This window comes from Candidatus Rhodobacter oscarellae (assembly GCF_001078595.1).
GTDB classification, from domain to species: Bacteria; Pseudomonadota; Alphaproteobacteria; order Rhodobacterales; family Rhodobacteraceae; genus Rhodobacter_B; species Rhodobacter_B oscarellae.
Genome location: NZ_LFTY01000001.1, coordinates 679529 through 705525, shown reverse-complemented (window position 1 = coordinate 705525; position 25997 = coordinate 679529). Strand labels below are relative to the sequence as shown.

The 25997-nt window shown below is 61.7% G+C and carries 28 protein-coding genes; 26 read left to right on the top strand and 2 right to left on the bottom strand.

What is annotated here, in order from left to right:
- The first annotated feature begins 67 nt into the window (after positions 1-67).
- From nth to AIOL_RS03245, 13 genes are all read left to right on the top strand, one after another.
- Positions 68-712 (top strand): endonuclease III, encoded by a 645-nt coding sequence (nth, locus tag AIOL_RS03305; protein ID WP_049641572.1) that lies wholly within the window; start codon positions 68-70, stop codon positions 710-712.
- Positions 709-1701 carry an adenosine kinase gene (locus tag AIOL_RS03300; RefSeq protein WP_049641571.1) on the top strand — a complete coding sequence of 331 codons (993 nt, stop codon included), beginning with the start codon at positions 709-711 and terminating at the stop codon, positions 1699-1701. The genes nth and AIOL_RS03300 overlap by 4 nt, the downstream gene beginning before the upstream one ends.
- A gap of 323 nt (positions 1702-2024) precedes the next feature.
- Positions 2025-2906 (top strand): LysR family transcriptional regulator, encoded by an 882-nt coding sequence (locus tag AIOL_RS03295; protein ID WP_049641570.1) that lies wholly within the window; start codon positions 2025-2027, stop codon positions 2904-2906.
- Positions 2907-2991: 85 nt separating this feature from the next.
- Positions 2992-4680, top strand: a complete 1689-nt coding sequence (locus AIOL_RS03290) for an NAD(P)H-dependent oxidoreductase subunit E (protein ID WP_049641569.1) — start codon at positions 2992-2994, stop codon at positions 4678-4680.
- A gap of 25 nt (positions 4681-4705) precedes the next feature.
- Positions 4706-5239, top strand: a complete 534-nt coding sequence (locus AIOL_RS03285; protein WP_053101166.1) for a Spy/CpxP family protein refolding chaperone — start codon at positions 4706-4708, stop codon at positions 5237-5239.
- On the top strand, positions 5239-5619 hold the full coding sequence (locus tag AIOL_RS03280) for a VOC family protein (protein WP_235438854.1): 381 nt from the start codon (positions 5239-5241) through the stop codon (positions 5617-5619). The genes AIOL_RS03285 and AIOL_RS03280 overlap by 1 nt, the downstream gene beginning before the upstream one ends.
- A gap of 3 nt (positions 5620-5622) precedes the next feature.
- Entirely contained in the window at positions 5623-6105 is a 483-nt protein-coding gene (locus tag AIOL_RS03275) for a hypothetical protein (protein ID WP_049641568.1), read from the top strand.
- Between the two features lie 13 nt (positions 6106-6118).
- A complete protein-coding gene (locus AIOL_RS03270; protein ID WP_049641567.1) occupies positions 6119-6616 on the top strand; it encodes a hypothetical protein in 498 nt (165 codons plus the stop codon).
- Positions 6613-6909 carry a hypothetical protein gene (locus AIOL_RS03265; protein ID WP_049641566.1) on the top strand — a complete coding sequence of 99 codons (297 nt, stop codon included), beginning with the start codon at positions 6613-6615 and terminating at the stop codon, positions 6907-6909. Before AIOL_RS03270 ends, AIOL_RS03265 begins: the two co-directional genes overlap by 4 nt.
- Positions 6906-7541, top strand: a complete 636-nt coding sequence (locus tag AIOL_RS03260) for a LysE family translocator (RefSeq protein WP_049641565.1) — start codon at positions 6906-6908, stop codon at positions 7539-7541. The genes AIOL_RS03265 and AIOL_RS03260 overlap by 4 nt, the downstream gene beginning before the upstream one ends.
- A gap of 11 nt (positions 7542-7552) precedes the next feature.
- A complete protein-coding gene (gene fdhF, locus AIOL_RS03255) occupies positions 7553-10333 on the top strand; it encodes a formate dehydrogenase subunit alpha (RefSeq protein ID WP_049641564.1) in 2781 nt (926 codons plus the stop codon).
- A 275-nt stretch (positions 10334-10608) separates the two neighbouring features.
- Positions 10609-11796 carry a hypothetical protein gene (locus AIOL_RS24835; RefSeq protein ID WP_152912339.1) on the top strand — a complete coding sequence of 396 codons (1188 nt, stop codon included), beginning with the start codon at positions 10609-10611 and terminating at the stop codon, positions 11794-11796.
- A complete protein-coding gene (locus tag AIOL_RS03245) occupies positions 11750-12235 on the top strand; it encodes a hypothetical protein (RefSeq protein ID WP_160314395.1) in 486 nt (161 codons plus the stop codon). The genes AIOL_RS24835 and AIOL_RS03245 overlap by 47 nt, the downstream gene beginning before the upstream one ends.
- Here the strand turns inward: AIOL_RS03245 and AIOL_RS25805 are convergent.
- Positions 12232-12468, bottom strand: a complete 237-nt coding sequence (locus AIOL_RS25805; protein ID WP_152912337.1) for a hypothetical protein — start codon at positions 12466-12468, stop codon at positions 12232-12234. The two genes, AIOL_RS03245 and AIOL_RS25805, sit on opposite strands and share 4 nt — an antisense overlap.
- Before the next feature lie 498 nt (positions 12469-12966).
- Between AIOL_RS25805 and AIOL_RS03240 the strand changes: the two genes are divergently transcribed.
- Genes AIOL_RS03240 through AIOL_RS03220 form a run of 5 tightly spaced genes read left to right on the top strand, consistent with a single transcriptional unit; the run spans position 12967 to position 16775 of the window.
- Positions 12967-13629 carry an amino acid ABC transporter permease gene (locus AIOL_RS03240; protein ID WP_049641949.1) on the top strand — a complete coding sequence of 221 codons (663 nt, stop codon included), beginning with the start codon at positions 12967-12969 and terminating at the stop codon, positions 13627-13629.
- 2 nt (positions 13630-13631) lie between these two features.
- Positions 13632-14303, top strand: a complete 672-nt coding sequence (locus tag AIOL_RS03235) for an amino acid ABC transporter permease (RefSeq protein ID WP_049641561.1) — start codon at positions 13632-13634, stop codon at positions 14301-14303.
- A complete protein-coding gene (locus AIOL_RS03230; protein ID WP_049641560.1) occupies positions 14303-15037 on the top strand; it encodes an amino acid ABC transporter ATP-binding protein in 735 nt (244 codons plus the stop codon). Before AIOL_RS03235 ends, AIOL_RS03230 begins: the two co-directional genes overlap by 1 nt.
- Positions 15038-15040: 3 nt before the next feature.
- A complete protein-coding gene (locus AIOL_RS03225) occupies positions 15041-15958 on the top strand; it encodes an isoaspartyl peptidase/L-asparaginase (RefSeq protein ID WP_049641559.1) in 918 nt (305 codons plus the stop codon).
- Positions 15959-15977: 19 nt separating this feature from the next.
- Positions 15978-16775: a transporter substrate-binding domain-containing protein gene (locus AIOL_RS03220; protein ID WP_152912336.1), complete on the top strand. Its 798-nt coding sequence runs from the start codon at positions 15978-15980 to the stop codon at positions 16773-16775.
- Positions 16776-16849: 74 nt separating this feature from the next.
- Here the strand turns inward: AIOL_RS03220 and AIOL_RS03215 are convergent, their stop codons facing one another.
- The gene (locus tag AIOL_RS03215) at positions 16850-17851 is read right to left on the bottom strand and encodes a LacI family DNA-binding transcriptional regulator (RefSeq protein ID WP_049641558.1); all 1002 of its coding nucleotides are present in this window, start codon (positions 17849-17851) and stop codon (positions 16850-16852) included.
- Positions 17852-17887: 36 nt separating this feature from the next.
- On the opposite strand from AIOL_RS03215, the gene AIOL_RS03210 reads away from it, so the two are divergent.
- The 8 genes from AIOL_RS03210 to AIOL_RS03175 all read left to right on the top strand — a co-directional run bounded on the left by AIOL_RS03210 (position 17888) and on the right by AIOL_RS03175 (position 25980).
- The gene (locus AIOL_RS03210) at positions 17888-18778 is read left to right on the top strand and encodes an ROK family protein (protein ID WP_049641557.1); all 891 of its coding nucleotides are present in this window, start codon (positions 17888-17890) and stop codon (positions 18776-18778) included.
- Positions 18775-19509 (top strand): copper homeostasis protein CutC, encoded by a 735-nt coding sequence (locus tag AIOL_RS03205; protein ID WP_049641556.1) that lies wholly within the window; start codon positions 18775-18777, stop codon positions 19507-19509. Before AIOL_RS03210 ends, AIOL_RS03205 begins: the two co-directional genes overlap by 4 nt.
- A gap of 44 nt (positions 19510-19553) precedes the next feature.
- Positions 19554-20564 (top strand): SIS domain-containing protein, encoded by a 1011-nt coding sequence (locus AIOL_RS03200; protein ID WP_235438852.1) that lies wholly within the window; start codon positions 19554-19556, stop codon positions 20562-20564.
- A complete protein-coding gene (gene nagA, locus AIOL_RS03195) occupies positions 20564-21715 on the top strand; it encodes an N-acetylglucosamine-6-phosphate deacetylase (protein ID WP_049641554.1) in 1152 nt (383 codons plus the stop codon). Before AIOL_RS03200 ends, nagA begins: the two co-directional genes overlap by 1 nt.
- A gap of 525 nt (positions 21716-22240) precedes the next feature.
- A complete protein-coding gene (locus AIOL_RS03190) occupies positions 22241-23209 on the top strand; it encodes a substrate-binding domain-containing protein (protein ID WP_152912335.1) in 969 nt (322 codons plus the stop codon).
- A 169-nt stretch (positions 23210-23378) separates the two neighbouring features.
- On the top strand, positions 23379-24335 hold the full coding sequence (locus AIOL_RS03185; protein WP_200898723.1) for an ABC transporter permease: 957 nt from the start codon (positions 23379-23381) through the stop codon (positions 24333-24335).
- Positions 24332-25186 carry an ATP-binding cassette domain-containing protein gene (locus AIOL_RS03180; protein ID WP_049641551.1) on the top strand — a complete coding sequence of 285 codons (855 nt, stop codon included), beginning with the start codon at positions 24332-24334 and terminating at the stop codon, positions 25184-25186. The genes AIOL_RS03185 and AIOL_RS03180 overlap by 4 nt, the downstream gene beginning before the upstream one ends.
- Positions 25183-25980 carry an alpha/beta hydrolase gene (locus AIOL_RS03175; RefSeq protein WP_049641550.1) on the top strand — a complete coding sequence of 266 codons (798 nt, stop codon included), beginning with the start codon at positions 25183-25185 and terminating at the stop codon, positions 25978-25980. The genes AIOL_RS03180 and AIOL_RS03175 overlap by 4 nt, the downstream gene beginning before the upstream one ends.
- The last annotated feature ends 17 nt before the right edge of the window (positions 25981-25997 follow it).

The following is a 25997-nucleotide window of genomic DNA, read 5'->3' as shown; positions in this document are numbered from 1 at the left end:
CGAAGAAGAAAATTTGAGGTTAACGCAGCACTTGCCGTCCGGCATCCCGCAGGGCATAGGGCTTTGGATGGCAAAGCAGCTGGGATATCACGCGATCCACGCGATCTTTGAGCGCTTCCGCGAGAGCGAGCCAGAGCCCAAGGGCGAGCTTGAGCATGTGAATGTCTACACGCTGGTGGTGGCGGTGGCGCTGAGCGCCCAGGCCACCGATGCGGGGGTGAACAAGGCCACGCGCGGGCTCTTTGCGGTGGCGGACACGCCGCAGAAGATGCTGGATCTCGGGCTCGAGGGCGTCACCGAGCATATCAAGACGATCGGGCTCTTCCGGCAGAAGGCCAAGAACGTCATCAAGCTCAGCCAGATCCTGGTGGATGAATATGACGGCGAGGTGCCCTCTTCGAGGGCCGCGCTGCAATCCCTGCCGGGCGTCGGGCGCAAGACCGCGAATGTGGTGCTGAACATGTGGTTCAAGCAGCCCGCCCAGGCGGTGGACACGCATATCTTCCGCGTCGGCAACCGCACCGGCATCGCCCCCGGCAAGGATGTGGACGCCGTGGAGCGCGCCATCGAGGACAACATCCCCGCGCAGTTCCAGCAGCACGCCCATCATTGGCTGATCCTGCATGGCCGCTACATCTGCAAGGCGCGTAAACCCAATTGTCAGGTCTGCCCGATAGAAGACCTCTGCCCCTTTGAGGAGAAAACCACGTGAGCAAAGAAGTGAAAGTCATCGGCATCGGGAATGCGATCGTCGACGTGATCAGCCATGCCGAGGACACGTTCCTGGATCACATGGGGATCGAGAAGGGCATCATGCAGCTGGTGGACCGCGAGCGGGCCGAGGTGCTCTACGCCGCCATGTCGGACCGCACCGAGGCCGCGGGCGGCTCGGTGGCGAACACCATTGCGGGTCTTGGCGCCTTGGGGCTGGACACGGCCTTCATCGGCAAGGTGAAGGACGACGCGCTGGGGCGGTTCTATGCCAAGAGCCTGGACGCGGCGGGCACCGGCTTTCCGAACGCCCCCGTAGTGGCGGCGGATGCCCCGACCTCGCGCTCGATGATCTTCGTGTCGCCTGATGGCGAACGCTCGATGAACACTTATCTGGGCGCTGGCGCCGACCTGAATTCGGGTGATGTCTCCGCAGAGGTATTCTCGGGCGGCGGGATCCTGTTTCTGGAGGGATACCTCTTTGACAAGGACGAAGGAAAATCGGCCTTCCTAGAGGCCTCGCGCCTGATGCACCAGGCCGGCGGGATGTCGGGGATCACGCTGTCCGACCCGTTCTGCTGCGACCGTCACCGGGTTGACTTCCAGCGGCTTGTGGCCGACGAGATGGACTTTACCATCGGCAATCGCGACGAGTGGATGACCCTCTACCAGACGGACACGCTGGACGCCGCACTGGCGCAGGCCTCCGCGGCCTGCGAGACCGTGGTCTGCACCTGCTCGGGCGACCCTGTGATTGCGATCCGCGGCGGCGAGCGCGTGGAGGCTCCGGTGACCAAGGTGACCCCGGTGGACGCCACCGGCGCGGGCGACCAATTCGCGGCGGGCTTCCTCTACGGGTTGGCCACGGGGCAGACCCTTGAAACCGCGGCCCGCATGGGCGTGGTCTCTGGCGCCGAGGTGGTGGGCCATATCGGCCCGCGCCCGGCACAGGACATTAAGGCGCTCTTCGCCAAGGCGGGCTTGATCTAAAGGAGCCCGCCGCCGCTGCGCGTCTGCGGGCACAGGATGTCTCGTCCTCAGCCTCCGGCCTCGTCCTCGGGGATGGGCGCACCGCGACGCGACACTCAAACGGTCTCCTAGCCGCCGGTTCGGAATTGCGTATTTATCGACAAGGTGAAATAGCCCCTATTTCACCTTGTCGCAAATACGCATGCGATCGCGGACGCCGGGCGCGACGCTGCGGATCGGGCGTCGCCTAAGGTCTTGCATAGAAAAGAGCGTGCGGAAGCACTCATTTAAGGAACAGCCGCGCCCCTTGCGGATTGCGCGGGCATGGGTGCATGGTCGCCCGCATGTACGACCTTCGCGATCTCGAGTTCCTCTCGGCCCTGGCCCGCTACAAGCATTTTGCCAAGGCCGCTGCCGCCTGCGGCGTGTCCCAGCCTGCCTTTTCGATGCGCATAAGGGGCCTGGAGGAACGGCTGGGGTTCTCCATCGTCCGCCGCGGCAACCGCTACCAGGGCATGACGCCGGAAGGCGAGGCGATCCTGCGGCATGCGCGCAAGATCCTGGATGAGATGCGCGCGCTGGAGCAGGACGTGCTTGCCGCCAAGGGGCAGGTGACCGGCACATTGGTGTTCGGGGTGATCCCGACCGCCGCGGCCTTTGCCGCGCGGCTGGCGATCCTATTGCATCAGGCCTATCCGGGCGTGCTGGCGCGCATCGAGACGGCCTCGTCGTTGGAGATCCAGCAGCGCCTTGAGGACGGCACCCTGGACGCGGGCCTGACCTATTCCGACGCCGTGGTGGGGGACCTCGCGCAGGCCATTCCCCTCTATGAGGAGCGGTACTTCCTGCTGACGCCGGACCACCTGGTGGCCGCGGGGCGCCAGCAGATCACCTGGGCGGAAGCGGCGGAGATGCCGCTCACCCTGCTCGAGCCCAGGATGCAGAACCGCCGCATCATTGATCTGGTGTTCGAAGAGATTGGCGCGGTGGCCCAGGTCATCGCCGAGGCCAGCGCCATGTCGATCTGCGTCTCCATGGTGCGCGAGGGCCTGGCGGCCACCGTGGTGCCCGAGATCCTGCTGGACTCGCTTGGCCCGCTGGAGGGGACTGAGGCCCTGGCGCTCACCGAGCCCGTCCTGGCAAAGTCGATTTCGTTTGTGTCGGCCGCGCGCGGGCCCGGATTGGCGACGGTCGAGGCACTGCGGGACATCGTCGACGCATTATAAGCGTTCCTTATGGTCGCATAGGGTTTGCAGATTTGAAGATATAAAATGGTTATGGCATACAGGCTCAACTTTAGGAGGCTGAACCATGGCACCACTCGACGATCGCACCGGCGTTTGGAAGCAGGGGCGCGGCAAGGGCCGCAAGACCCCCAAGGGCCGGCAGGTGCAGGACAGCGCGCTGGAGGAGGTCCGCGCGCTTCTGGGCGACCGCCCCCGCCGCCGCGATTTGCTGATCGAATTCATGCACTTGATCCAGGACGCCCATGGCTGCCTCTCGGCCGCGCATCTGGCGGCGCTGGCCGACGAGATGCGCCTGTCCCAAGCCGAGGTCTACGAGGTCGCGACCTTTTATGCGCATTTCGACGTGGTCAAAGAGGGCGAGGCCCCGCCGCCCGCGCTGACCATCCGGGTCTGCGATTCGCTGTCCTGCGAGCTGGCGGGCGCCCAGGCGCTGCAGGCGGCCCTAGAGGACGGCCTTGACCCCGCCGAGGTGCGCGTGCTGCGCGCGCCCTGCATGGGGCGCTGCGACACCGCGCCGGTGCTCGAGCTTGGCCACAACCATATCGACCACGCGACCCCGGAGAAGGTCCAGGCGGCGATCGCCGCCAAGGACACCCACGCGCATATGGTCACCTACGAGGACCTGGCCGCGTATCAGGCCGCCGGTGGCTACGCCAAGCTGGCCGAGCTGCGCCAGGGCGGCGACTGGGAGGACGTGCAAGAGACCGTGTTGTCCTCGGGCCTGCGCGGGCTGGGCGGGGCGGGCTTCCCCTCGGGGCGCAAATGGGGCTTCGTGCGGATGAACCAGGGCACCCGCTATCTGGCCGTGAACGGCGACGAGGGCGAGCCCGGCACCTTCAAGGACCGCTACTATCTGGAGCGCACGCCGCATCTCTTTCTCGAGGGCATGCTGATCGCCGCCTGGGCGGTCGAGGCCGAGACCTGCTTTATCTATATGCGCGACGAATACCCCGTGGTGCTAGAGATCTTGGCCACAGAGATCGCCGCTTTGGAGGCCGCAGGGCTCGTCGCGCCCGGTTACATCGACCTGCGCCGCGGCGCGGGCGCCTATATCTGCGGCGAAGAGAGCGCGATGATCGAGAGCATCGAGGGCAAGCGCGGCTTGCCGCGCCATCGCCCGCCCTTCGTGGCGCAGGTCGGCATCTTCAACCGGCCCACCTTGGTGCATAATGTCGAGACGCTCTATTGGGTCGCCAAGATCTGCCGCGAGGGGCCGGAATGCCTCAGCGGGGTCGAGAAGAACGGCCGCAAGGGGCTGCGCAGCTTCTCGGTTAGTGGGCGGGTGAAGAACCCCGGCGTGCATCTCTTGCCCGCGGGCTCGACGATGCAGGACATTATCGAGGCCTGCGGCGGCATGCTGGACGGGCACGCCTTCAAGGCCTACCAGCCCGGCGGGCCCTCGGCGGGGATCCTGCCCGCGTCGATGGCGGATATCCCGATGGATTTCGACATGCTGCAGCCGCACGGGACCTTCATCGGCTCGGCGGCCATCGTGGTGCTGTCCGATCAGGACAGCGCGCGGGACGCGGCGCTCAACATGCTGCGCTTCTTCGAGGATGAAAGCTGCGGGCAGTGCACGCCCTGCCGCGCGGGCTGCGAGAAGGCGGTCAAGCTGATGCAGGCCGAGCACTGGGACCAGGAGCTGCTGGAGGACCTCTGCCAGGTGATGACAGATGCCTCGATCTGTGGCCTCGGCCAGGCGGCGCCGAACCCGATCCGTCTGACCATGAAGCATTTCGCCGATGAGATTTGATGCGACACATGAGTAGAGGCCTGAAATGATGAGACGAGTAATTCTAGCAACGCTGCTGCTGGCCGCGCCGGCGCTTGCGAATGATGCCCCTTACGCCGGGCTGGACGGTCGCGACATCGCGTCCTTGTCGTCCGATGATATCACCGCGCTTGAGGCGGGCGCAGGCTGGGGTTTGGCCTTGCCGGCAGAGTTGAACGGTTGGCCCGGGCCGCGCCATGTGCTGGATCTGGCGGATGAGTTGCAGCTCACAGAGGACCAGAAGGCCAATCTGCAGGACATTTTTGATGGGATGAACGCTGCGGCCCGCGCGACGGGGGCTCAATTGATCGCGGCGGAGAGAGCACTCGATGCGGCCTTCGAAAGCGGCGACCTGGACAGGCCCGCGCTGGCGGAGATGCTGGCACAGGCCGAAACGGCGCGGGCGGAACTGCGCGGCATCCATTTGCAGGCGCATCTGGAAACCAAGCCGCTGCTGACGCGCCACCAAACTGTTCTCTACGCACAGGCCCGTGGGTATGGCGCGGGCGATCACAGCCAGGGCGGGCACGGAGATCACTGATGGCCGACTTGGACCTTGGAGCATTCTCGGTCAGCCTGGCGGTCAAGGACCTGGAGGCCTCGCGCAAGTTCTACGCGGCGCTGGGCTTTGAGGGGATGGGCGGGGATGCCGAGCACGGCTATCTGATCCTCAAGAATGGCGCGCATATCATCGGGCTCTTCCAGGGCATGTTCGAGGGCAACATCCTGACCTTCAACCCCGGCTGGGACCAGAGCGCGCAGGAGACCGAGACGTTCACGGATGTGCGCAAGATCCAGGCGCGGCTGAAGGCCGAGGGGCTGGGGCTCGAGACCGAGGCAGACCCCAATGGCACCGGGCCCGCGAGCCTGACCCTGCGCGACCCCGACGGCAACGCCATCCTGATCGACCAGCATAGGTAACCCGTGACGCTGCGCGCCCTGATATCCCTCGCCGCCCTCTGGCTCGCCGCGCCCGCGCAGGCGCAGGGCTGCTTTGTCGACGACCTGCCCGCGCCGAATGACACGGCGGGCTATGAGGCGCAGATGCGCGCGCTGATGATGGCGCATGTCCCCATCGAGTATCGCAATTCCTGCGGGCTGCGCGACGAGAGCGATCAGGCGTTCTTTGACGCGATCCGCGCGCAGGTGGGCTGCCAGGGCAGCGAGGCCTACCAGACCTTCTTTGGCCAGTTCCTGGGCGAGGCCCAGAACTACCTCTTCGCGGTGAAGCGGACCGAGCTGCGCTCGGACGCGGATTTCGACACCTACTGCGCCATCGTGGGGCAGATCGACCTGGGCGTTACCGTCACCGAGCAGGGCGCGGTGAATGTCGAGATGCTGCAGGCGCAGGCGCCCCTGTTCCAGGCGCTGCAGGACCATGTGGCCGCGGCGCGGTGGGAACAATGATGCGGGGCGGGGCGTGATATGGCGGGCGATCGCCCTGATATGCGCGGCGGGCACAGCCGCGGGCGCCGATCCCTGCCCGATCTCGGATCAGTCGCGCCTCTGGGGCAAGTTCCGGCACCTCAGCCATCTGATGCTGGCGGTGACCTATCGCAAGGAATGCGGGCTGGCGGACGGGCGCGACATCGCCGCGATCCGCTCGCTGCACGAGGCGGTGGGCTGCTCGGCCCAGACCGAGCTTGGCCGCTACTTCGCATACCGCGTCACAGCGCCCCTGACCGAGGACAGCGGCCACCCAGGGGTGGCGATCCTGCGGGCCAAGGCGCCCACGGCGTTCTATCAGTTCTGCCAAATGGCGGAGTTCCTGCCCTGGCCCGAGGGCTCCGCCTATTTCCTGATGGCCCGACCAGAGGCCGCGCCCGCCGCGCGGCTGGCCGAGTACCAGGCCTTCTGGGCGCATCTCGACGCCATGCAGGCCGAGCTGACCCGCGCGCTCACGGAGCTCCCGGAATGAGCCGCACCCTGTTTCAACAAGCCGACGCCGGTAGGGCGGGACTTGTCCCGCCGCCCTCCCAAGCCGAGTGCCGGCTTGACGCAAGCGACACCAAGACCGTCACTCTCGAGCTTAACGGCAAGGACGTGACCGCGCGCGAGGGGATGAAGCTTACCACCGACAGCGGCCGCGCTGAGACGTCACGCGCCACGGCCCGCGATGCCTCCAGCCATTTCTGGAAAGCGCCCGCCATAAGGCCTTGCTTGATGCGCGCAACAGGCTTTCCGCCGCTTTGCAGGGGGGGCGACGAATGATTGAGGCCTTCTTCGTCGTTTGGCTTGGCGTGCTCGCCGCGCAGCTCTCACCCGGGCCGAACTTGGCCGCGGTGGCGTCGACCGCCCTAGGCGATGGGCGCAGACCCGCCCTGTTCGTGGTGCTCGGCGTGGCCATCGGCATGTTCGTCTGGTCCTTCTCGACGGCGCTTGGTCTGGCGGCGCTGCTGGAGCAGTTCCCGCTCTCGCTGGTGCTGTTGCGGTTTGTGGGCGGGGCGTATCTGTTGTGGATGGCCTTCAAAGCCGCGAAATCCGTCGTCAGGAACGCGCCGGTTGCGGTCTCTGCCGATGCCGCGGGTTTAACGGACGCGGCCGCGTTTCGCAGGGGGCTCTTCGTGCTGCTGACGAACCCCAAAGCGGTGATGATGTGGGCGGCGGTATCCACCTTTCTCTTTGGCGCTGGGCTGACGCCTGCGCAGGTGCTGGCCTTCGGGCCTATTGGTGCGACCAGCGGGCTAATGGTCTACGGTTTCTACGCCTGGGCTTTCTCGACCCCCGCCGCGACCCGCGGCTACGCCCGCGCGGCCCGCGGCATAGAGGCCGTCTTCGCCGGCGCATTTGGACTACTCGGAGGCCGTCTGATCTGGGACGGCCTTAAAGAACTTAAGGCTTAAGGGAGGCTCCCATGCCAGACGGAAACGCAGTTAAGACGGTCACTTTCGAGCTCAACGGCAAGGACGTGACCGTGCCCGAGGGCTGGACCATCTGGGAGGCCGCGAACGGGCAGGGGCTGGTGATCCCGCATCTCTGCCACAAGCCCGAGCCGGGCTATCGCTCGGATGGCAACTGCCGGGCCTGCATGGTCGAGGTCGAGGGCGAGCGCACGCTGGTGGCCTCCTGCATCCGGCCCGTGGCCGAGGGGATGAAGGTCACCACCGATAGCGACCGCGCCGAGAAGTCCCGCGCCATGGTGGTGGAGCTCCTGGCCGCCGACCAGCCCGACCGCGACGTGGCCCGCGACAAGTCCAGCCATTTCTGGGACATGGCCGACGCGAACGGGGTGGACGCCAGCCGTTTCCCGGCGAAGGTGCCTGACCACATCCCGCTGCTCGATGACAGCCACGTCGCCATGCGCGTGAACCTGGACGCCTGCATCCATTGCAACCTCTGCGTCCGCGCCTGCCGCGAGGTGCAGGTGAACGACGTGATCGGCATGTCCGGCCGCGGGGCGACCGCGCAGATCACCTTCGACATGGACGACCCGATGGGCAGCTCCAGCTGCGTGGCCTGCGGCGAGTGCGTGCAGGCCTGCCCCACCGGCGCCTTGATGCCCGCCACGGTGCTGGACGACCAGCAGCAGGGCGACAGCAAGGATTTCGACGAAGAGGTGCAGTCGGTCTGCCCGTTCTGCGGCGTTGGCTGCCAGATCAAGCTGCAGATCAAGGACGGCAAGATCAAGAACGTGGACGGCGCGCCCGGCCCGGCGAACGAGAACCGGCTCTGCGTGAAGGGGCGGTTCGGGTTCGACTACGTGGACCACCCGCACCGGGTGACCAAGCCGCTGATCCGGCGCACGGACGCGCCCGAGAAGGGCCTGAACGTGGACCCGGCGAATTGGCAGAACCATTTCCGCGAGGCGAGCTGGGAAGAGGCGCTGGACGTCGCCGCGCGGGGCCTCAAGGGGCGCGGGCGCGAGGTGGCGGGCTTCGGCTCGGCGAAGTGCTCCAACGAGGAGGCCTATCTCTTCCAGAAGTTCATCCGCCAGGGCTTCGGCCATAACAACGTGGACCACTGCACGCGGCTCTGCCATGCCTCCTCCGTGGCGGCGCTGATGGAGAACGTGGGCTCCGGCGCGGTGTCGGCCACCTTCAACGAGATCGAGAATGCCGACGTGGCCATCGTGATCGGCGCCAACCCGACCGAGAACCACCCCGTCGCGGCCACCTATTTCAAGCAGTTCGCCAAGCGCGGCGGCAAGCTGATCGTGATGGACCCGCGCGGCCAGGGGCTGAAACGCCACGCCACGCATATGCTGCAGTTCAAGCCCGGCGCGGATGTGTCGATGCTGAACGCGATCATGCACACGATCGTCGAGGAGGAGCTCTACGACACGCAGTACATCCAGGCCTTCACCGAGGGCTGGGACGAGATGAAGGCGCATCTCAAGGGCTTCAGCCCCGAGAAGATGGAGCCGCATTGCGGCATCCCCGCCGAGACGCTGCGCGCGGTGGCGCGGGACTTCGCGACCGCGCAGGCGGGGATGATCTTCTGGGGCATGGGGGTCAGCCAGCACATCCACGGCACGGATAACTCGCGCTGCCTGATCAGCCTGGCGCTGATGACGGGGCATGTGGGGCGCCCGGGCGCGGGGCTGCACCCGCTGCGGGGGCAGAACAACGTGCAGGGGGCGTCTGACGCGGGTATGATCCCGATGTTCCTGCCGGACTACCAGGCGGTGGGCGATGACGGCGTGCGCTCGGCCTTCCAGGGGATCTGGGGGGACAAGGCCTGGGATGACGGGCAGAAGGGCCTGACCGTGGTCGAGATCATGGACGCGATCCATGCCGACCAGATCAAGGCGATGTATATCCTGGGCGAGAACCCGGCCATGTCCGACCCGGATGTCGAGCACGCGCGCCACGCGCTGGCGCATCTCGACCACCTGGTGGTGCAGGACATCTTCATCACCGAGACGGCGAACTACGCGGACGTGATCCTGCCGGCCTCCGCCTGGGCCGAGAAGACCGGCACGGTGACCAACACCAACCGGCAGGTGCAGATGGGCCGCCCCGCGGTGCCGCCCCCGGGGGAGGCGCGCGAGGATTGGTGGATCACGGTGGAGCTGGCCAAGCGCTGCGGGCTGGACTGGGGCTACGCGCACCCCTCCGATGTCTTCGCCGAGATGAAGCTGTCGATGAAGTCGCTGGACAACATCACCTGGAAGCGGCTGGAGGGCGAGCACGTGGTGACCTACCCCTCGCTGTCCGAGACCGACCCGGGCCAGCCGATCGTGTTCGGCGAGGGCTTCCCGCGCCCCGAGGGGCGGGCCAAGTTCACGCCGGCCTCGATCATCGCGCCCGCCGAGGTGCCGGATGCGGAGTTCCCGATGGTGCTCACCACGGGGCGGCAGCTGGAGCACTGGCATACCGGCTCGATGACGCGCCGCGCCTCGGTGCTGGACGCGGTGGAGCCAGAGGCGAACGCCTCGCTGCACCCGCGCACCCTGCGCCGCCTAGGCATCGCGCCGGGGGAGCTGATGAGCATCGAGACCCGCCGCGGGGCGATCACCATCATGGCCCGCGCCGACCGCGCCGTGGCCGAGGACATGGTCTTCGTGCCCTTCGCCTATGTCGAGGCCGCGGCCAACGTGCTGACCAACCCGGTGCTGGACCCCTACGGCAAGATCCCCGAGTTCAAGTTCTCGGCCTGCCGGGTGAGCAAGGCCGCGGCGATGGCGGCGGAGTAGGGCGCGCCGGGCACCGCGACGGAGGGCCGTAACGGCCGGTTGAGTTTGGGCTCGGATGGCAATTCCGAGCCCAATGACGACATTCAGCATATCACTTGAACGACAGCTTAATTGTGGTTGAATCCTATCTGACCAAAATCAGCAGTCTGACTTGAACGTGAGACACATTGGGAGTAGGCATATAAAATATCACGTAAAATACTAAAAAAATTGCGAGTGAGCGCTAGCTAATTGATAGTCGAAAATAACTTACATATTGACAGGCGGAGGCTCTGATGGCGGATTTGCGAATATTTTTAAATATAGTGGTGACTTTTTTATTTTCCATGTCATCAAGCTTGTCCGCAAATGAATATATATTTTCCTATGCCAAGGATGGGTATTCATATAGCATAATTAATTTGCGTTTTGAGGGATCTTCCGTTCAGGGAGGGATATCACCATTACTTGGGGTCAGTGGATCTACCTTCAATGTTGCAGGGGAAAATTACGCACAGGGAAAGTTAAGGTTAGTCGTTTTCGATGGTGACACTCCGGTTTTTCAAGGTGAATTTAGAAAAGAAATTAATGGTGGAAAGATCTCATGGGTTTCTACAACAAAACCGGGGGTCGAATTCTATAGGTGGCGTGGGCGACAACTTTCTGAAGCAACCAAGACCGTTTATCAGCATTCGTGCGGGGCATTGTATGGGGCTCTTGAGGCGTATGGCGACGATCTGACGGTGTCGAAATTGACCGATGCAATACCAGGATTGGATGCGATGAGTGTCCAACTACGGGATGGAAGCTACGCCGAGATTAGCGTTCCTATTGGGACGGAAGCCTATGTTGTTCAAAGACTTCGAGAGGTTGACGAGGTGTCTCACGCCAATCTTTGGGGCGGCGGCTGCGGCGGCGGCGAAGTGAGCTACTTCACGATACCAAAAAAATTAATTTCGGCCAGTCAAGGCGAACTGGACGGGCAGAAGTTTGCCAGATTTATTCGCAATAGTGTCGGAGCGTTTTTGGACCGCACCCCGGAACATAAGGGATACTCTAACAAAATCCAGCAAAGAGAGGTAAGACGTTCTGTGCTTCCGCCATTCCCGCTGCAAAACCGAGTGTCAATTGTGGCTGCTTCATCCGCTTCAAGGGAATATGGGAACAGTTGGGACAGATTTGATCTTTTTTTTACCACCGCCGATTTGCCTGGTCTCTCCGACGAAGAGGTTGCGATTGTATTATGGGCCGAAAAACTCTTCACTGGGAATGCGCGCGTGCGCGACGGCGTTGAGCCCCCTCGGCGCGAATTCATTGATGTGGAGCTGAATTATGACGATGAAGCTACCGTAGCAGTACTTTTTGCGAGCTTTGTTTCCTCTCAAGTTGGGGGGCGCTGCGAGGTTGATAGTGAAGGGATTTTCGAAAGCTTTTATGATGACCAAGGCAGATACGAGTATTTGTGGCATCTCTGCAAAGGGTAACATGGTCGGCTTCGAAATGTACGAGCGCACTCACAGAAACTTGGTGGCAAGCTTGGCGATCGGCGGCCATTTTGTTTTGTTTGTATACGGATTCGTTGCCCTCGGCGTTCTTGGTGTACGAGTCGATTCTGATTTCTTTCAGTTGATACTAATGGCGAGCCCGGTTCTGGCTTCTACAGCACTATTGGCTTACTCAGATGTTCTGGTTTCAAGGGGGGGCGGTCGCAGGGGAAAAAAACTCCCAATCAACTATGTGATTCTAACGATCTTACCCCTTCTTTTGCTGATGGCTTTGGTGGCAATGGTTTTCACGTTATTCGCGCTTCAAGCCAGCATCGCGTCACCGGCCGAGTTGAAATTAATACTGGGAGTAATTGAAACGTTCTTTGGAGGTTATGTTGGACTACTTGGAAAACGGTTGTTCGTACGTGGGAGTTAAATTTTAATGTGGTCGAAATAAGTCACATCGACTTTCAAAAGCAAAATTGTTTTACTTCCTTTCTTAATGTCAAAGAAAACGGCGTGCCCATGGATCTTTTTCTGGTTTCCTGCGTAAGCATGCCCAGTCCAGGAGTGACAAATCCGACGCGCGGCAACCCAAGGCGGCCATTTGGCCGCTTTGTCCACAGAGCGGCAATCTAAGCAAGCGGTAGGCTGCGTGATCTCACGCACCACCCCTCAGCCCCTCAACAAGCCCCAAACCCACCGCGCGGTCTATTAACCCCACCATTTGCCATACAAGGTGCCATACGCAAGGCCGACACTTTGCCGACGCTTTGCCGACCGACGATTTCTCCACAAAATAAGGCGTTAACCCACCGATTCGCGGCCCCGCCCCCGGATCCGCCGCGCGCAGGGTTAACCCCTCGGAAACGACCCCCGCGACCCGCCCGCTGACCCGCCCCCCGCCTGACCCCTATGGCAATATTTCGCAGCTCAATTTCTCGCCCCGCCTGGTCAGCAAGGCAGGGGCCATAGCTGCAGAATTAGGCCCAACGGGCACAGCGACGCCGCCTTTTTGATCTGATATTGCTAGAGTTTCAGCGCATACGGATAGCCCATCCGCGATTCTCAAAAATCTTGTCAGCTCACGGTTCAGGTCTATTGACAGGTCTTGATCCAATTGCGATGATCAAAAAGTGAAAGCGATTTCACATGTGGAAGGATACCATGCGAGTCTGGCGAGTGATCGAGCCCTATATTGGGTTTTTGCTTCAGGGTTTTGCCCTGACGATCTTTGCCTGTTTGCTGGCGATCATCGGCGCTGTGATCCTTGGTGGCATCGTGGCCTCAATGCGCGCATCGCAACGCAGCGCGCTGCGTTGGGTCGCGCATGCCTATAGTGATATCTTTCGCAACGTGCCGTTTCTGGTGCAGCTTTTCTTTCTGTTCTACGGGCTGCCGGAGCTGGGCATCTATATCGGCGCCTTTGAGACCGGGGTGATTGCGCTGTCGCTTGCTGGCGGTGCTTTCGTGTCCGATGTCATCCTGTCCGGCATCAGATCCATCGACCGCGGCGTGATCGAGGCCGCGCGGGTGTCGGGGTTGAACGACGTCAAAGTATTCCTTCGCATCGTCCTGCCGATTGCGCTGCGAGTCTCCGTCCGGCCCGTAGGCTCTGTCCTGATCAACCTTGTTTTGACCTCTTCGATCCTGTCCACGATCACCGTCAATGAGTTGACGGGCGTGGCCAAGATCGTGGCTGCGGAGACCTTCAAACCCTTTGAGGTCTACGCCGTGCTGCTGGTGCTCTACGCGTCCTTCACGACCGCGCTCTCGCTGGCCATCGTGGCGTGGCACCGACGGCTCAACCGTTTCATGACTGGAGCCTGACGATGCGTTTTGCTGACTTCACGCCATTTGACTTGGTGCTTCTGGCGCAGGGTCTGGGCGTGTCTCTGGCCCTGTTTCTGACGACGACCGTGGCGGGGCTTCTTTTGGGTCTGGGGTTCGCGGTGGTGCATCACTTCCGGTTTCCCTTCGTGAACCCGCTGATCGTGGCGGTGACTGAGGCGCTCAAGAATTCGCCTGTGCTGGTGCAGCTCTTCCTGGTGTTCTTCGGCATCCCGGCGTTGATGCAAATCCGCATGACACCGGCCTCGGCGGCCTTCATCACTTTGTCGCTGAACACGGCGGCCTTTGCCTTTGTGATTATCCGCGCGGGGATTGAATCCATCGATCGCGATCAGATTGATGCCGCCGAGGCCTTTGGCTTGCGTCGCATCCAGATCCTGCGCCGGGTGATCGGTCCGCAGGCCCTGGCATTCAGCATCGGGCCGATTGTGGGGATCCTGGTCAACCAGCTGCAGGTGACGTCCTTGATCTCGGTTATCGGTGTGTTCGATCTGACCAAGATCGGCAATATCCTCAATCTTCGGACCCTGGAGCCGTTCATCGTCTGGGCGGTCATCGGGTCGATTTACTATGTGTGTGCCAAGATCCTGGCGCATTCTGGCGCGCGTCTGGAACGTCGGATTCGCAGGTCTTACGCTTGGGGAGAGGTCTGATGATACGCATCAAGGATCTGGTCAAAACTTTCGATGACAGCACCGTTCTGGACGGCGTCACTCTGGACGTTAATGCCGGTGAGATCGTCACGGTTCTGGGGGCCTCGGGGTCGGGGAAGTCGACGCTCATTCGCTGTATCAACGGTTTGGAGCGGCCCAGCGGGGGCACGATAACCGTTGACGGGAATGATGTGACGACCAAGGCCGGTCTGGCGGCGTCGCGCCGGATCTCGGCGACGGTGTTCCAGCTGTTCAACCTCTATCCGCATATGACTGCGCTGGGTAACATCACCCTGGCGCCGGTTGAGGTTCTGGGCAAATCCAAGGCCGAAGCCGAAGAACAGGCGCGCGCCTTGCTGGCCAAGGTGGGATTGGCTGGGCACGCCGATAAATACCCGCAGCAATTGTCCGGCGGTCAGCGCCAGAGGGTTGGGATTTGCCGCGCTCTGGCGATGCAGCCGCGCTATATTTTGCTGGACGAGGTGACATCGGCGCTGGACCCGGAGACCACCGGCGAAGTGCTGGACATCCTGCAAAAACTGGCCACCGAAGCCACCACGATGGTCTTCGTGACCCATGAGGTGGCCTTTGCCCGCAGCATTTCGACACGCATCGTGTTCATGGAAGCCGGCAAGCTGCTGGTGGACATGCCGACAGAAGAATTTTTTGCTGAGAACGGCGGCCTTGCCGTGCCGCGCATTCGGCAATTCCTATCGCAGATCAGAAAGGACTGACGCTTGATCCTGATTGCCAACATGGAAGCCGAACCCGGTTTCGCACATAGCATCGATCAGTTGAAAGCCGGTGTCGGCGCGGTTGACGCGCTTGTCGCTGGGATCAGCCATGTCGAGGCGGCTGAGACGGTGCGTTCGGTTGGCTATGGCGGTTGGCCCAACATGATCGGCGAGATGGAATGCGATGGCGCTGTGATGGATGGCACCACGCGTGAAGTCGGCACCGTTGGCGCGGTGCCCGGTACGTTGCATGTCGCGGCGCTGGCGCGCGAGGTCATGCGCCGCCTGCCGCATGTTATGCTGACCGGGCAGGGCGCTCGCAGGTTCGCAGATGAAATCGGTTTCAACACGCAGGACATGCTGTTTCCGGACAGCAAGCGAGTCTGGAGCAAGAAGCTGGATATGGTTCTCAGCGACGAAGAGCGCGCTGCGTTTCCTGATATCCCGCTGGTGCCGCTCTCGAACGTCATCACTGACCCGGAGCGCGTGCGCGACACCACTGTGTTTCTGGGCATGGATCAAACCGGCGGTGCGGGCGTGGCCACATCCACATCCGGCTGGGCCTGGAAATATCCGGGCCGCCTGGGCGACAGCCCGATCCCCGGTGCTGGGTTCTATGCCGACAGCCGCTTTGGCGCGGTGGCCTGCACCCATACCGGCGAAATGACCATGCGCTGCAACACGGCACATTCAGTTATCGAAGGGCTGAAATTCGGCCTTTCCCTTGATGCGGCGGTTGAGCGCGCCGCCGAAGACCTCCTCGACCTTGGAACCGGGTTCCTCGGCGAGGTGGTGATTCATGCGTTCGATACCAAAAACAACCATCGAGTCGTTTCGATGAACGGCGAGGTACCTGTTTCGTATTGGTACTGGCAAGACGGCATGTCTGCCCCGGAGAAGCGGCAATCTGACCAACTCTGAAGTTCAAGGAGGACAAGAGATGCAATCATTTCTGAAGAAGACCCTAACTGCGGCGACGATGTGCGCGGCAATGGCCGGATCGGCCTTTGCGGAATCAAAGCTGCAGGAAATCCTTGATGCTGGGGTGATCCGCATTGGGGTATCGCTTGGCGGCGAGCCGATTGGTTTCCGCGATGATCGCAACAACCCCGTCGGCTATGACGTGGATGTGGCCACCATGCTGGCCGAAGCCCTGGGCGTGACGCCGGAATTCACCGATGTGTCCGGTGATGCGCGCGTCTCCATGCTGGTCGCAGATCAGCTGGACCTGGTGGTTGCTAATACGTCGGCAACTCTGCCGCGCGCGAAATCCGTGGCCTTCTCGATCCCTTACAACCGTGCGGGTCTGCGCGTGATCGCTCAGGCTGACAGCGGGATCTCGTCGCTGGCGGATCTGGACGGCAAAAAGGTCGTCGTAGGTCGTGGCACCACCGGCGAGGCGTTCCTGAAGCGTGAAGTTCCGGGTGCAGAGCTGGTCTATACCGATACGTTCTCTCCTGACGGCGTTCTGCTGCTGCGCCAGAAGCGCGTAGACGCAGGCATCGAAGACAGCTCTCTGCTGGATTACCTGGCCACCAACGAAGACTCTCTGGTGACCGTACCGGGTCTGCACTCCAACGATCCGATTGGCATCGCAATCGCGCATGGCGACGGAGACTTCCTGCGTTGGGTCGACATGTTCGTCTCCAGCTACATCCAGTCGGGCGCCTACGAATCCAACTACAAAAAGTGGTGGGGTGCGGATGCCAATCCTCCGACCCTGATCCCACTTTGGTAACTAAGGCCAAATGGTCGACTAAGCACATCACCCGGGGGGCTTTCCCTCCGGGTGTTTTGCTCAAAGCCCGTCTGCTAGCCCGTGCTGCGGGCAATATAGCGGGTGGGAATGCAGAGGCCGGTTTCCGGAAAAGCCTCGGGCTCTTGCAGAAACGACAGGATGGCCTGGATAAAATCTGCCCGGTCAAAGCCAACGCTGGAAATGTCGTAAGCGCCGAAATTGCCCCTTTCGATCGCGTCAAACCCGAACAGAGAGTAATCCCGCGGCGGGTGTTTGCCCTGCGCGCGCAGCTGATCCATGACGCCCATCGCCATAGTGTCAGACGTGCAAAACACCGCATCTGGCGTAGCTGCGCCAAAATCGGCTTCAAGGCCCGATTGATAGGAATAGTCGCCGCTGATTTCGCGCTGGATCTCGATGCCCTCAATGGCGCAGGCCGATCTATAGGCCGCAATGCGCGTCTGTTCGACGATCGAGCTGCTGCGCCCGGTGAGCAGCGCCGCAGAAGACACGCCGCGGCTACGCGCAAAACGGATCAGGTCGCGGATGCCGCTGTCCTCGTCGATGGTGATGTAGTGGCTCTGGGCGTCAAAGCGCCCGTTCAGCATCAGAACGTTATCGCTGTGAAACAGCTCGCGCACCTCACCGGCATCTGCGAAATCGGAAAACACGACCGCCGCATGCACATGATAGGACAGCGAGTTGCGTAGGAACTCATCAATTCTCTGGTTGCTGCCGACCCGGATCATAATCGCCTGCTTGCCCAGCATCTGCACGCCGTCTAGCAGTGAATCAAACAGATCGAGATCGGAGAGGTCGGTCATGTGGTTGATAATAATCGCAACCAGGTCAATGGACTGGGTGGCCAGGCCACGCGCCAACGGGTTCTGGCGATACCCCAGTTCATCCGCCGCCTTGAGCACGCGTTCCTTCTTTTCTGCAGAGACCGGGCGGCGCTGCGGTGAGAGCGCCCGAGACACAATCGCCGGCGCGACCCCGGCCAGGCGCGCAACATCAGAAATCGTCGGCCGTTTGCCGGGTTTCGATCTCTTTGCTGGCGTGTCAGTCTTGTCCATATCGGGCGCACCGCTCTTTCGGTCTGAAGTTTCAACATGACTATCGCATTTGATATCGGCGGTTCAAAGATCGTTTCGGCAGAAGTCGACGCGAGTCTGCAACTTGAGGAAAAGGCCCGTATCGCCACGCCAACAGAGGACTATGATAGCTTTCGTCAGGCCATTGCCGCGCATGCCGGGACAGGGGATGACCCGGTTGCGATTTCGATTGCGGCGGTGATTGACCCGGTCACCGGGATATTACGGTCGGCGAATATTCCCTGCATCTCGGGCCGCGCGCTGGCCGCGGATCTGCAGCAGGATCTGGGCCGCCCGGTGCATGTGCTCAATGACGCAAAGGCGTTTGTTCTGTCTGAGGCCAAAGTGGGCCTGGGGCGCGGGCACGCGACGGTCTTTGGGATCATCCTTGGCACCGGGATTGGCGGCGCGGTCGTGCTGAATGGTCAGCTCTTGATCGGCGCCACGGGATCTGCTGGCGAATGGGGGCACGGCCCGGCCGCGGCGGTGCGCAGTGGGGCTGATCTTCCACTGGTGCGTTGCGGCTGCGGGCAGATGCAATGCGTTGACGCATTGACCGGCGCGCGTGGGCTGGAGAACCTGCATCGGCATCTGAGTGGCGCGTCCTTGGATAGCGTGTCGCTGTTGCAGAGCTGGGCGCAGCAGGATCCCGCGGCGGCTGCCACAATGGATGTGTATCTTGACGTGCTGGGCGGTGCCCTTGCCAATGCCGTCAATATGTTTGACCCCGATATCGTGCTGGTCGGCGGGGGGCTGTCCAAGGCCGACGGCCTGGTACCCGCACTTGACCAGGAACTGCGCAAACGGGTGCTAAACCCGCGCAAAGAACCGCTGTGTATCGCCACCGAGATCGGTCCTGAAAAAGGTCTGATTGGCGCCACGGCCCATATGCGGGAGCAGCTAGGATGAGCGCGCCAAAACTTGAGGTCTGCATTGATGATATCGCGGGTCTGCAGGCCTGTGTGGCAGGTGGTGCCGACCGCATCGAGCTTTGCTCGGCACTTGATCTGGGGGGGCTGACGCCGTCCTACGGGTTCATGCAGGCTGCCGCCTCCGTGGAGGTTCCAGTGCGGGCCATGATCCGTCCGCGCCCGGGCGATTTCAGCTATACGGCGCAGGAGGTCGAGGCCATGTGCCAAGACATAGGCGTCGCGCGCCAGATGGGGCTGGACGGCGTTGTGTTTGGCGCCTCCGCTGGGGGTGGCACGCTTGACCTTCCGACTTTGCAGCAACTGTGCAACGCAGCAGAGGGCATGGGCGTGACGCTGCACCGGGTCGTGGATACGCTTGACGATCCTGTTGCCGCTGTAGAGGCCGCAATTGGCCTGGGCTTTGATACGATCCTGACCTCCGGCAAGGCGCTGACGGCGCCTCTGGGGCAGGACGTGGTGGCTGGCCTCGTGCAGCATGCCGCTGGTCGCATCGCGATCATGGCTGGCAGCGGTGTGACCCAGGAAAACGCCCACCAACTGGCCGCCCATACCGGCGCGCCCTGGCTGCATGCCTCTTGCTCGGGTAAGCGTCGCAACGGCTCAACAATTGTAGAGCTTGGTTTTGGTGCGGCCGAGGCGCGGTTCACAGACCCGACGAAAATCCGTGCCATCAAGACGCAACTTGCCGAACCCGCTACGCAAATCTGACCCTTTAGAAAGACAATGGACAGCGCCCAATGACCACAACGCACATGCGACAGGAAATCAACGAAATCCCCGAAGCGGTTGCTCGGCTTCTGGATCAGTCGGCAGCAGATATTGCGGAATGCGGCAAGGCGCTGCGCGAAAGGGACCCGGCTTTTGTGGCCACAATCGCGCGGGGATCGTCCGATCACGCCTGCCTGTTTCTGAAATACGCAATCGAGCTGACAAGCGGGCATGCGGTGGCATCGCTTGGCCCATCGGTTGCATCTGTCTACGGCGTTACGCCGCGGCTTGCGAAAGCCGCCGTGCTGGGCCTGTCGCAATCCGGTCGCAGCCCGGATCTGGTCAGCAGCCTTGCCGCAGCCCATGCGGCGGGCGCGTTGACGGTGGCGGTGACGAACAACGCTGGGTCCCCCTTATGGCAGCAGGCGGAACACGGCATTGATATGCAAGCCGGACCAGAGCTGGCGGTTGCGGCCACCAAGAGCTTTGTCTGTTCAGCCGTGGCCGGGTTGGCCCTATTGGCGCAATGGCAGGAGGACCAGGCCCTGCAGTCGGCGCTGGCCGGTCTGCCGGACAAGTTGAGCGAGGCGCTAGCGCTGAGCTGGGACCCGCTGGGCGACGCGCTCAGCGATGCAACGTCGCTCTATGTATTGGGGCGCGGGCCGGGGGTTGCGATGGCCTGCGAGGCGGCGCTGAAATTCAAGGAAACCTGCGGGCTTCATGCCGAGGCCTATTCGGCGGCAGAGGCGATGCATGGGCCACTGGCCCTGGCGGGGCGCGGGCTACCGGTTCTGATAATGGCAAGCCCCGATGCGGCACAACAGTCCATCCGCCAGACAGCCGAGGCCATGTCCGCACGCGGGTCAGATGTTTTTGTGACCTCTGGTGGCATTGCCGGCACGACGCAGCTCGACAGGGTCGAAACCGGAGCAACTCTGACAGACGCCTTGTCGCTGATCGTGCCGTTCTATGGATTTGTAGAGGCCATGTCGCGCCAACGGGGTCTGGACCCCGACAATCCAGAAGCGCTCAAAAAGGTGACGGAAACCATGTAATGCCAGACCAGGCGATACGGGCAGGTCGGATATTTGACGGAGAGCGCTGGCACGAGCAGAGCGCTCTGGTCACATCGGGCGGGCGCATCAGCGCCATCGTTCCTGGGGGCGATGTGGCGGCGGCCCATGTCGTGGCGGATTACGGGGATCACCAGATCGTGCCCGGTTTCATCGACCTGCAGGTCAATGGCGGTGACGCTGTGCAGTTCGGTGGGTCGCATACGTCTGTCGATGACATTCGCCGGATCACCGCGGCGCATGCGCGGACCGGCACCACTAAAGTCATGGTGACCCTGATCACCGACACGCCGGACGTGACCGCGGCGGCGCTTTCCGCCGGGGAGGCGGCAAGTTTGGCCGCGGTGCCGGGATATCTTGGTCTGCATCTCGAGGGCCCGCATCTTTCGGTTGCGCGCAAAGGGGCGCATGATGCGGATCTGATCCGGCCGATGACTGATGCGGACATGGATCAGCTTGTTCAGTTCGTGGACCGTGTCGGGGTGCTGAAACTCACGATTGCGCCGGAGAATGTCACCGCTGATCAGGTGCAGATCCTGCACGAAAAAGGCATAGTGATCAGCCTTGGCCACAGTGACACGAGCGCCGAAACGGCCCAAAGATACGCCGACGCTGGCGCGCGGCTGGTGACGCATCTCTACAACGCGATGAGCCCGCTTTCGCATCGCGCCCCCGGGCTTGTCGGCGCGGCGCTGACGGATGGGCGGCTATGGTCCGGGATGATTGCGGATGGCGTGCATGTGGACCCCATGGCTATGCGGGTCGCGCTAGACTCAAAGGCGGGGCCGGGGCGCATTTTCCTGGTGACGGATGCCATGGCGCCGCTGGGCACCAAGGCCCGCGAATTCGAATTGAACGGGCGCCGCATTCTGCGACGGGACGGGCGTTTGACGCTGCCCGATGGCACCCTGGCCGGGGCCGATGTCGACATGCTGTCGAGCCTGCGCGTTCTGACGGATCAGGTGAATGTGCCACTGGACGAGGCCCTGCGTATGGCCGCGCTCTATCCAGCGCAAGCGGTTGGAATCGAAGCCGATCACGGCCATCTAAAACCCGGCGCTCGGGCGGATTTCGCTGTGCTGGGAAGCGGGCTGAACCACGTCGCGACCTGGATCGGTGGCGCATGCGCATAGGGGCCTAGGCGGGCGCGCCGTCATGCGCGCAACGAGGCTCCAGTTTCGGAGCGCAATGGTTCTGCTGTCAGTGGCAAACCTCCGTTTGGCGAAGATAGTGTTCAAGCAGTCGGCGTTTGAGGTTCCGCTGGATGAAGTTGCGGTGAACCGCGCCGCTATCAATTAGCGGTAAATGCATCCATCCAACACCTCTTTTGGTTGCGTGATCGCCGAAGCAGCTAAAAGCCGTTACCAAAGCCCCCTAGGCGCACCGGCCACGATTCCGTGTCACGCCAAGAGATTCGGGAGAAGGAGGCCAATATATTTTAATGTTGAATATCAATTATTTATGTTGGGAATGGCGCTGACCTCCAGCTAGGAGCCGCCGCGAATCATATGAATTCGCAAGGGTATTAAAACTCACGCGGTACGCAATCTGCCTAAGTTGTTGACAAAAAGGTAAAGCGCTTTACTAATTCCTAGACGCGCTGAGAACCTCGCGAGGTTTGGCGCTCACTGGGAATCCAAAGGGAGGAAAATATGCGAATGAAGAACTTGGTGGCGGCGGCCACACTTGCAGCTGGAAGCTTTGTCGCTGCTGCGCACATGGCGGTGGCGGCTGATATCGCGCTGATCTCGGGCAAGCCGGACGACACGTTCTTTCAGCCTGTCAAAAAGGGCGTCGATGATGCGCGCACCGTGGTCGAGCTGACAGGTGGCACCGTCAATTACATGCAGCTGGTCAACTATGACAATCTTGGACCTGATGCCGCCAACCTGATCCGCACGGCGGTGGGGCAAGGTGTTGACGGCCTGGTCATTGCGGATTGGGTGCCAGACTCGATGGACGTGGCGATCAAGGAGGCCATCGCGGCCGGTGTGACCGTGATGCTCTACAACTCCGGCAACATTGAGAAGGCCAATGAACTCGGCGCGATCAACTATGTGGGCAGCGACGAATACCAGGCGGGTCTGGGCGCTGGCGTCTACTTTACCGATCTTGGTTACAAGAATATCCTGTGCGTGAACCACGTCCCGGGATCGTTCCCCCTTGAGACGCGTTGCAACGGCGTTCTAGAGGCCGCCAAAGCGGCGGGTGCTGCAAGCGAGCAGCTGCCTTTGCCGCCCACGCAGGCGGACAACGCCGCATCCGTCGCGCAGGCCATCAAGGCCGCCTTGCTGACTGACCCATCCATCGATGCCATCCTGACGCTGAACCCCGCGGTTGCGGATTGGGCCGCCAGCGGCATCATGCAAGCGGGCAAGACCAACTCGGTCGCGTTTGGCTCGTTCGACATGAACGAAGCCGGTCTGAACCGCATCAAAGATGGCACCCAGCTGTTCGCTATTGACCAGCAGCCCTACCTGCAGAGCTTTTTGGCAGTGACATTGCTCAACAGCTATCTTGAGTATGGGCTTACCCTCCCAACCATGCCCGTTCTCACCGGCCCAGGTATTGTCGACGCATCCAACATCGATGCCACCCTGGCCGGCGTGCAAAACGGCGCGCGTTGATCGCACGCGAATACAAGATGCCCCGTCCGAAACGGCGGGGCATCTTTATACCCAACACCCACCTCAAAATCACAAGTACAAGGGACCACGCGGCATGAGCGCGGATAAAAAACGCCTATCGTTGGGCAGCATCGTAAGACGTCCTGAGACTGGATCAGTCATCGGACTGGTGGCTGTCTTCCTCTTCTTCGCAATCTTTGGGCAGATCACGTTCCTATCGGCGGCTGGCGCTGCGAGTTGGCTGAACGTTGCTGCAACCATCGGCATCGTTGCCCTTCCGGTGGGCCTCTTGATGATCGCGGGCGAGCTCGACATCTCGATCGGCTCGATGATCCCCGCAAGCTCGATGATCTTTGCGATCTCGTCGGGCTATTTCGAATTGCCCATCGGGGTCGGCATCGCCGCCGCGCTTTGCTTTGGGTTGCTCGTAGGCTTCATCAACGGATACCTGACGCTCCGCACCGGCGTGCATTCCCTAATCGTGACGCTTGGCACCTTGTTTGCGGTGGCGGGGCTCACGCTGACCATGTCGGTGGCCCTGACAGGCACCACCAGCGTTGCGGTCCAGTCCCCGCCCTTCATCAAGGCAACGATGGGTGATTTCATCAACGGCATCTATCAGGTGACGATCTTCTGGTGGATGCTCTGGGCCATCGTTCTGGGATTTGTCTTGCACTTCTCGCCCATCGGCAACTGGATCCTGGCGCTTGGCGGCGACAAGGAAAGCGCGCGAAATGCCGGCATTCCGACGCAGCGCCTGACGATTGGCCTGTTCGCGCTCTCGTCTTTTAGCGCCGCATTCGTTGGCGTGAACCAGGCGATCCTGTTCAACTCTGCGCAAGTCTCCGCGGGTATGTCCTACATCTTCAACACCATCGTCTGCGTCGTTGTGGGCGGGGTCTTGCTGACCGGTGGTTACGGCACGGTGGTTGGGATCGTGTTGGGAACCATGACGTTCTCCATCGTGAACCAGGGCATCTACTTCACCTCGTTCAACGCCAATCTCGCATCTCTGATCATCGGCGTTTTGACGCTGGCGGCCGTCGTCATGAACAACAGCTTCCGCCAGATGGCACTGACATACGCGCCCAAGAAGGCCGAAAAGAAAGCGGAGAAAGCGGAATGAGCGATAACAGTAAACCTCCGGTGCTAGAGCTTCGCAATGTCGACAAGTCATTCGGGCCCGTCGAAGTCCTGCACGACATTTCGTTGAAGGTGCGAGAGGGCGAGGTTCTCTGCCTTCTTGGGGATAACGGGGCGGGCAAGTCCACCCTGATCAAGACCCTGTCGGGCGTATATGAGCCCACGCGAGGATCGATCCTATTGGATGGTCAGCCCGTCCGCTTTGCGCGCCCGAAAGACGCGCAAAACCGTGGCATTTCGACGGTCCACCAGTTCGGGGGCACCTTCCCCTTGATGTCGATCGGGCGCTCTTTCTTTGTCGGTGTGGAGCCGACCAAGAAATTCGGGCCGCTCAAGGTATTTGACCGCAAGAAAGCCAATGAGATTGCAGTGAGTGCGGTCCAAGAATTCGGCATTACCCGGATTGATGACGGTGATCGATTGATCGGCGGGCTTTCCGGCGGTGAGCGGCAATCCCTGGCCATTGCCCGCGCCGTTCACTTTGGCGCGCGGGTTCTGATCCTCGACGAGCCAACAGCGGCTCTTGGCGTCAAAGAGGCGGCCCACGTGTTGCGGATCGTGCTTGAGGCACGCCGGCGCGGTCTTGCGGTCATTTTCATCACCCACCAAGTGATGCACGCTCTGACGGTCGGCGACCATTTCGCCGTGCTCATCCGCGGGGCTCTTGCGGCGGACTTCCGTAAAGGTGAAAAGACCCGCGAAGAGATTACAGATCTTATGGCCGGGGGCGAAGCCATGGCTGAGTTGGAGCAAGAGATCCAAGCCTATCTCGACGAAAGCCCAGAGACCGAACCAGTGCAGAATAGGCCTGCATCATCGGAAGAAGCGGTATGAATGTTTTTAAGAGTATAGAATCTTGCCTCGACGCTCAACGCGCCAGCGTTACGATTTCGGAAAGTGCGCCGGTCTTTGTACCCGGAACAAAGGATGAGGCCTTTCTCTTGGTGCACGGCTGGAGCGCGTCGCCTGAGAGCGTGCGTTTTTTGACAAAGCATCTCGCTGACGCCGAGTTTGGGGTTCTGGTCCCGGTCCTGCCTGGGCATGGCACAGACGCGCTCGATCAGGTCCGTTTTGGCCCCGTTGACTGGTTCAACGCTGCCCGCGAGGCCCTCGAGTTGCTCTGCGAGAAATACAGCAAAGTGCACGTGCTGGGCGTATCCATGGGCGGCTCGATTGCTTTGCAATTGGCCGCCCTCGAGACGGAACGGGTGACTTCGACGATCACGGTCAACGCGCCGGTTGCCTTCGACGATCCGGGCTTTGCTGAAGCCGTGTTGAGCGGTCCAGCCGACGCACCCTTGCCAGGATGGAGCGCTCCCATGTTCATGGGGGACGCCGTGCCTGAGATTTCCTACCAGGATCGCCGCCGCAAGAGCGCCGCAGACCTACTAAGTGTCTGCACCCTGGCACGAGAGCTTTTGCCACGGATTGAGGTGCCGCTTCTGGTGCTCCAGTCAAAGAGCGACACCATCGTGAGCCCCAAGAACGCGGACATCATCTACGCGAACGCCTCTTCGAAGCGCAAAGAGATCGGCTGGCTGACGCACTCCTTCCACTGCGCGCAATTGGATATTGATCGAAGCCGCATCGCAGAACTTGCCTTAGAATTCGCATCATGTTGTGAATGATTAAACCAAGAAGGACT

What these genes read in the sequence shown, in the direction of transcription:
- nth (WP_049641572.1), top strand. Translation starts at nt 68, where the DNA reads ATGGCAAAGCAGCTGGGATATCACGCGATCCACGCGATCTTTGAGCGC.
- AIOL_RS03295 (WP_049641570.1), top strand. Translation starts at nt 2,025, where the DNA reads ATGTACGACCTTCGCGATCTCGAGTTCCTCTCGGCCCTGGCCCGCTAC.
- AIOL_RS03290 (WP_049641569.1), top strand. Translation starts at nt 2,992, where the DNA reads ATGGCACCACTCGACGATCGCACCGGCGTTTGGAAGCAGGGGCGCGGC.
- AIOL_RS03285 (WP_053101166.1), top strand. Translation starts at nt 4,706, where the DNA reads ATGATGAGACGAGTAATTCTAGCAACGCTGCTGCTGGCCGCGCCGGCG.
- AIOL_RS03280 (WP_235438854.1), top strand. Translation starts at nt 5,239, where the DNA reads ATGGCCGACTTGGACCTTGGAGCATTCTCGGTCAGCCTGGCGGTCAAG.
- AIOL_RS03265 (WP_049641566.1), top strand. Translation starts at nt 6,613, where the DNA reads ATGAGCCGCACCCTGTTTCAACAAGCCGACGCCGGTAGGGCGGGACTT.
- AIOL_RS03260 (WP_049641565.1), top strand. Translation starts at nt 6,906, where the DNA reads ATGATTGAGGCCTTCTTCGTCGTTTGGCTTGGCGTGCTCGCCGCGCAG.
- fdhF (WP_049641564.1), top strand. Translation starts at nt 7,553, where the DNA reads ATGCCAGACGGAAACGCAGTTAAGACGGTCACTTTCGAGCTCAACGGC.
- AIOL_RS24835 (WP_152912339.1), top strand. Translation starts at nt 10,609, where the DNA reads ATGGCGGATTTGCGAATATTTTTAAATATAGTGGTGACTTTTTTATTT.
- AIOL_RS03245 (WP_160314395.1), top strand. Translation starts at nt 11,750, where the DNA reads ATGACCAAGGCAGATACGAGTATTTGTGGCATCTCTGCAAAGGGTAAC.
- AIOL_RS03240 (WP_049641949.1), top strand. Translation starts at nt 12,967, where the DNA reads ATGCGAGTCTGGCGAGTGATCGAGCCCTATATTGGGTTTTTGCTTCAG.
- AIOL_RS03235 (WP_049641561.1), top strand. Translation starts at nt 13,632, where the DNA reads ATGCGTTTTGCTGACTTCACGCCATTTGACTTGGTGCTTCTGGCGCAG.
- AIOL_RS03230 (WP_049641560.1), top strand. Translation starts at nt 14,303, where the DNA reads ATGATACGCATCAAGGATCTGGTCAAAACTTTCGATGACAGCACCGTT.
- AIOL_RS03220 (WP_152912336.1), top strand. Translation starts at nt 15,978, where the DNA reads ATGCAATCATTTCTGAAGAAGACCCTAACTGCGGCGACGATGTGCGCG.
- AIOL_RS03215 (WP_049641558.1), bottom strand. Translation starts at nt 17,851, where the DNA reads ATGGACAAGACTGACACGCCAGCAAAGAGATCGAAACCCGGCAAACGG.
- AIOL_RS03210 (WP_049641557.1), top strand. Translation starts at nt 17,888, where the DNA reads ATGACTATCGCATTTGATATCGGCGGTTCAAAGATCGTTTCGGCAGAA.
- AIOL_RS03205 (WP_049641556.1), top strand. Translation starts at nt 18,775, where the DNA reads ATGAGCGCGCCAAAACTTGAGGTCTGCATTGATGATATCGCGGGTCTG.
- AIOL_RS03200 (WP_235438852.1), top strand. Translation starts at nt 19,554, where the DNA reads ATGCGACAGGAAATCAACGAAATCCCCGAAGCGGTTGCTCGGCTTCTG.
- nagA (WP_049641554.1), top strand. Translation starts at nt 20,564, where the DNA reads ATGCCAGACCAGGCGATACGGGCAGGTCGGATATTTGACGGAGAGCGC.
- AIOL_RS03190 (WP_152912335.1), top strand. Translation starts at nt 22,241, where the DNA reads ATGAAGAACTTGGTGGCGGCGGCCACACTTGCAGCTGGAAGCTTTGTC.
- AIOL_RS03180 (WP_049641551.1), top strand. Translation starts at nt 24,332, where the DNA reads ATGAGCGATAACAGTAAACCTCCGGTGCTAGAGCTTCGCAATGTCGAC.
- AIOL_RS03175 (WP_049641550.1), top strand. Translation starts at nt 25,183, where the DNA reads ATGAATGTTTTTAAGAGTATAGAATCTTGCCTCGACGCTCAACGCGCC.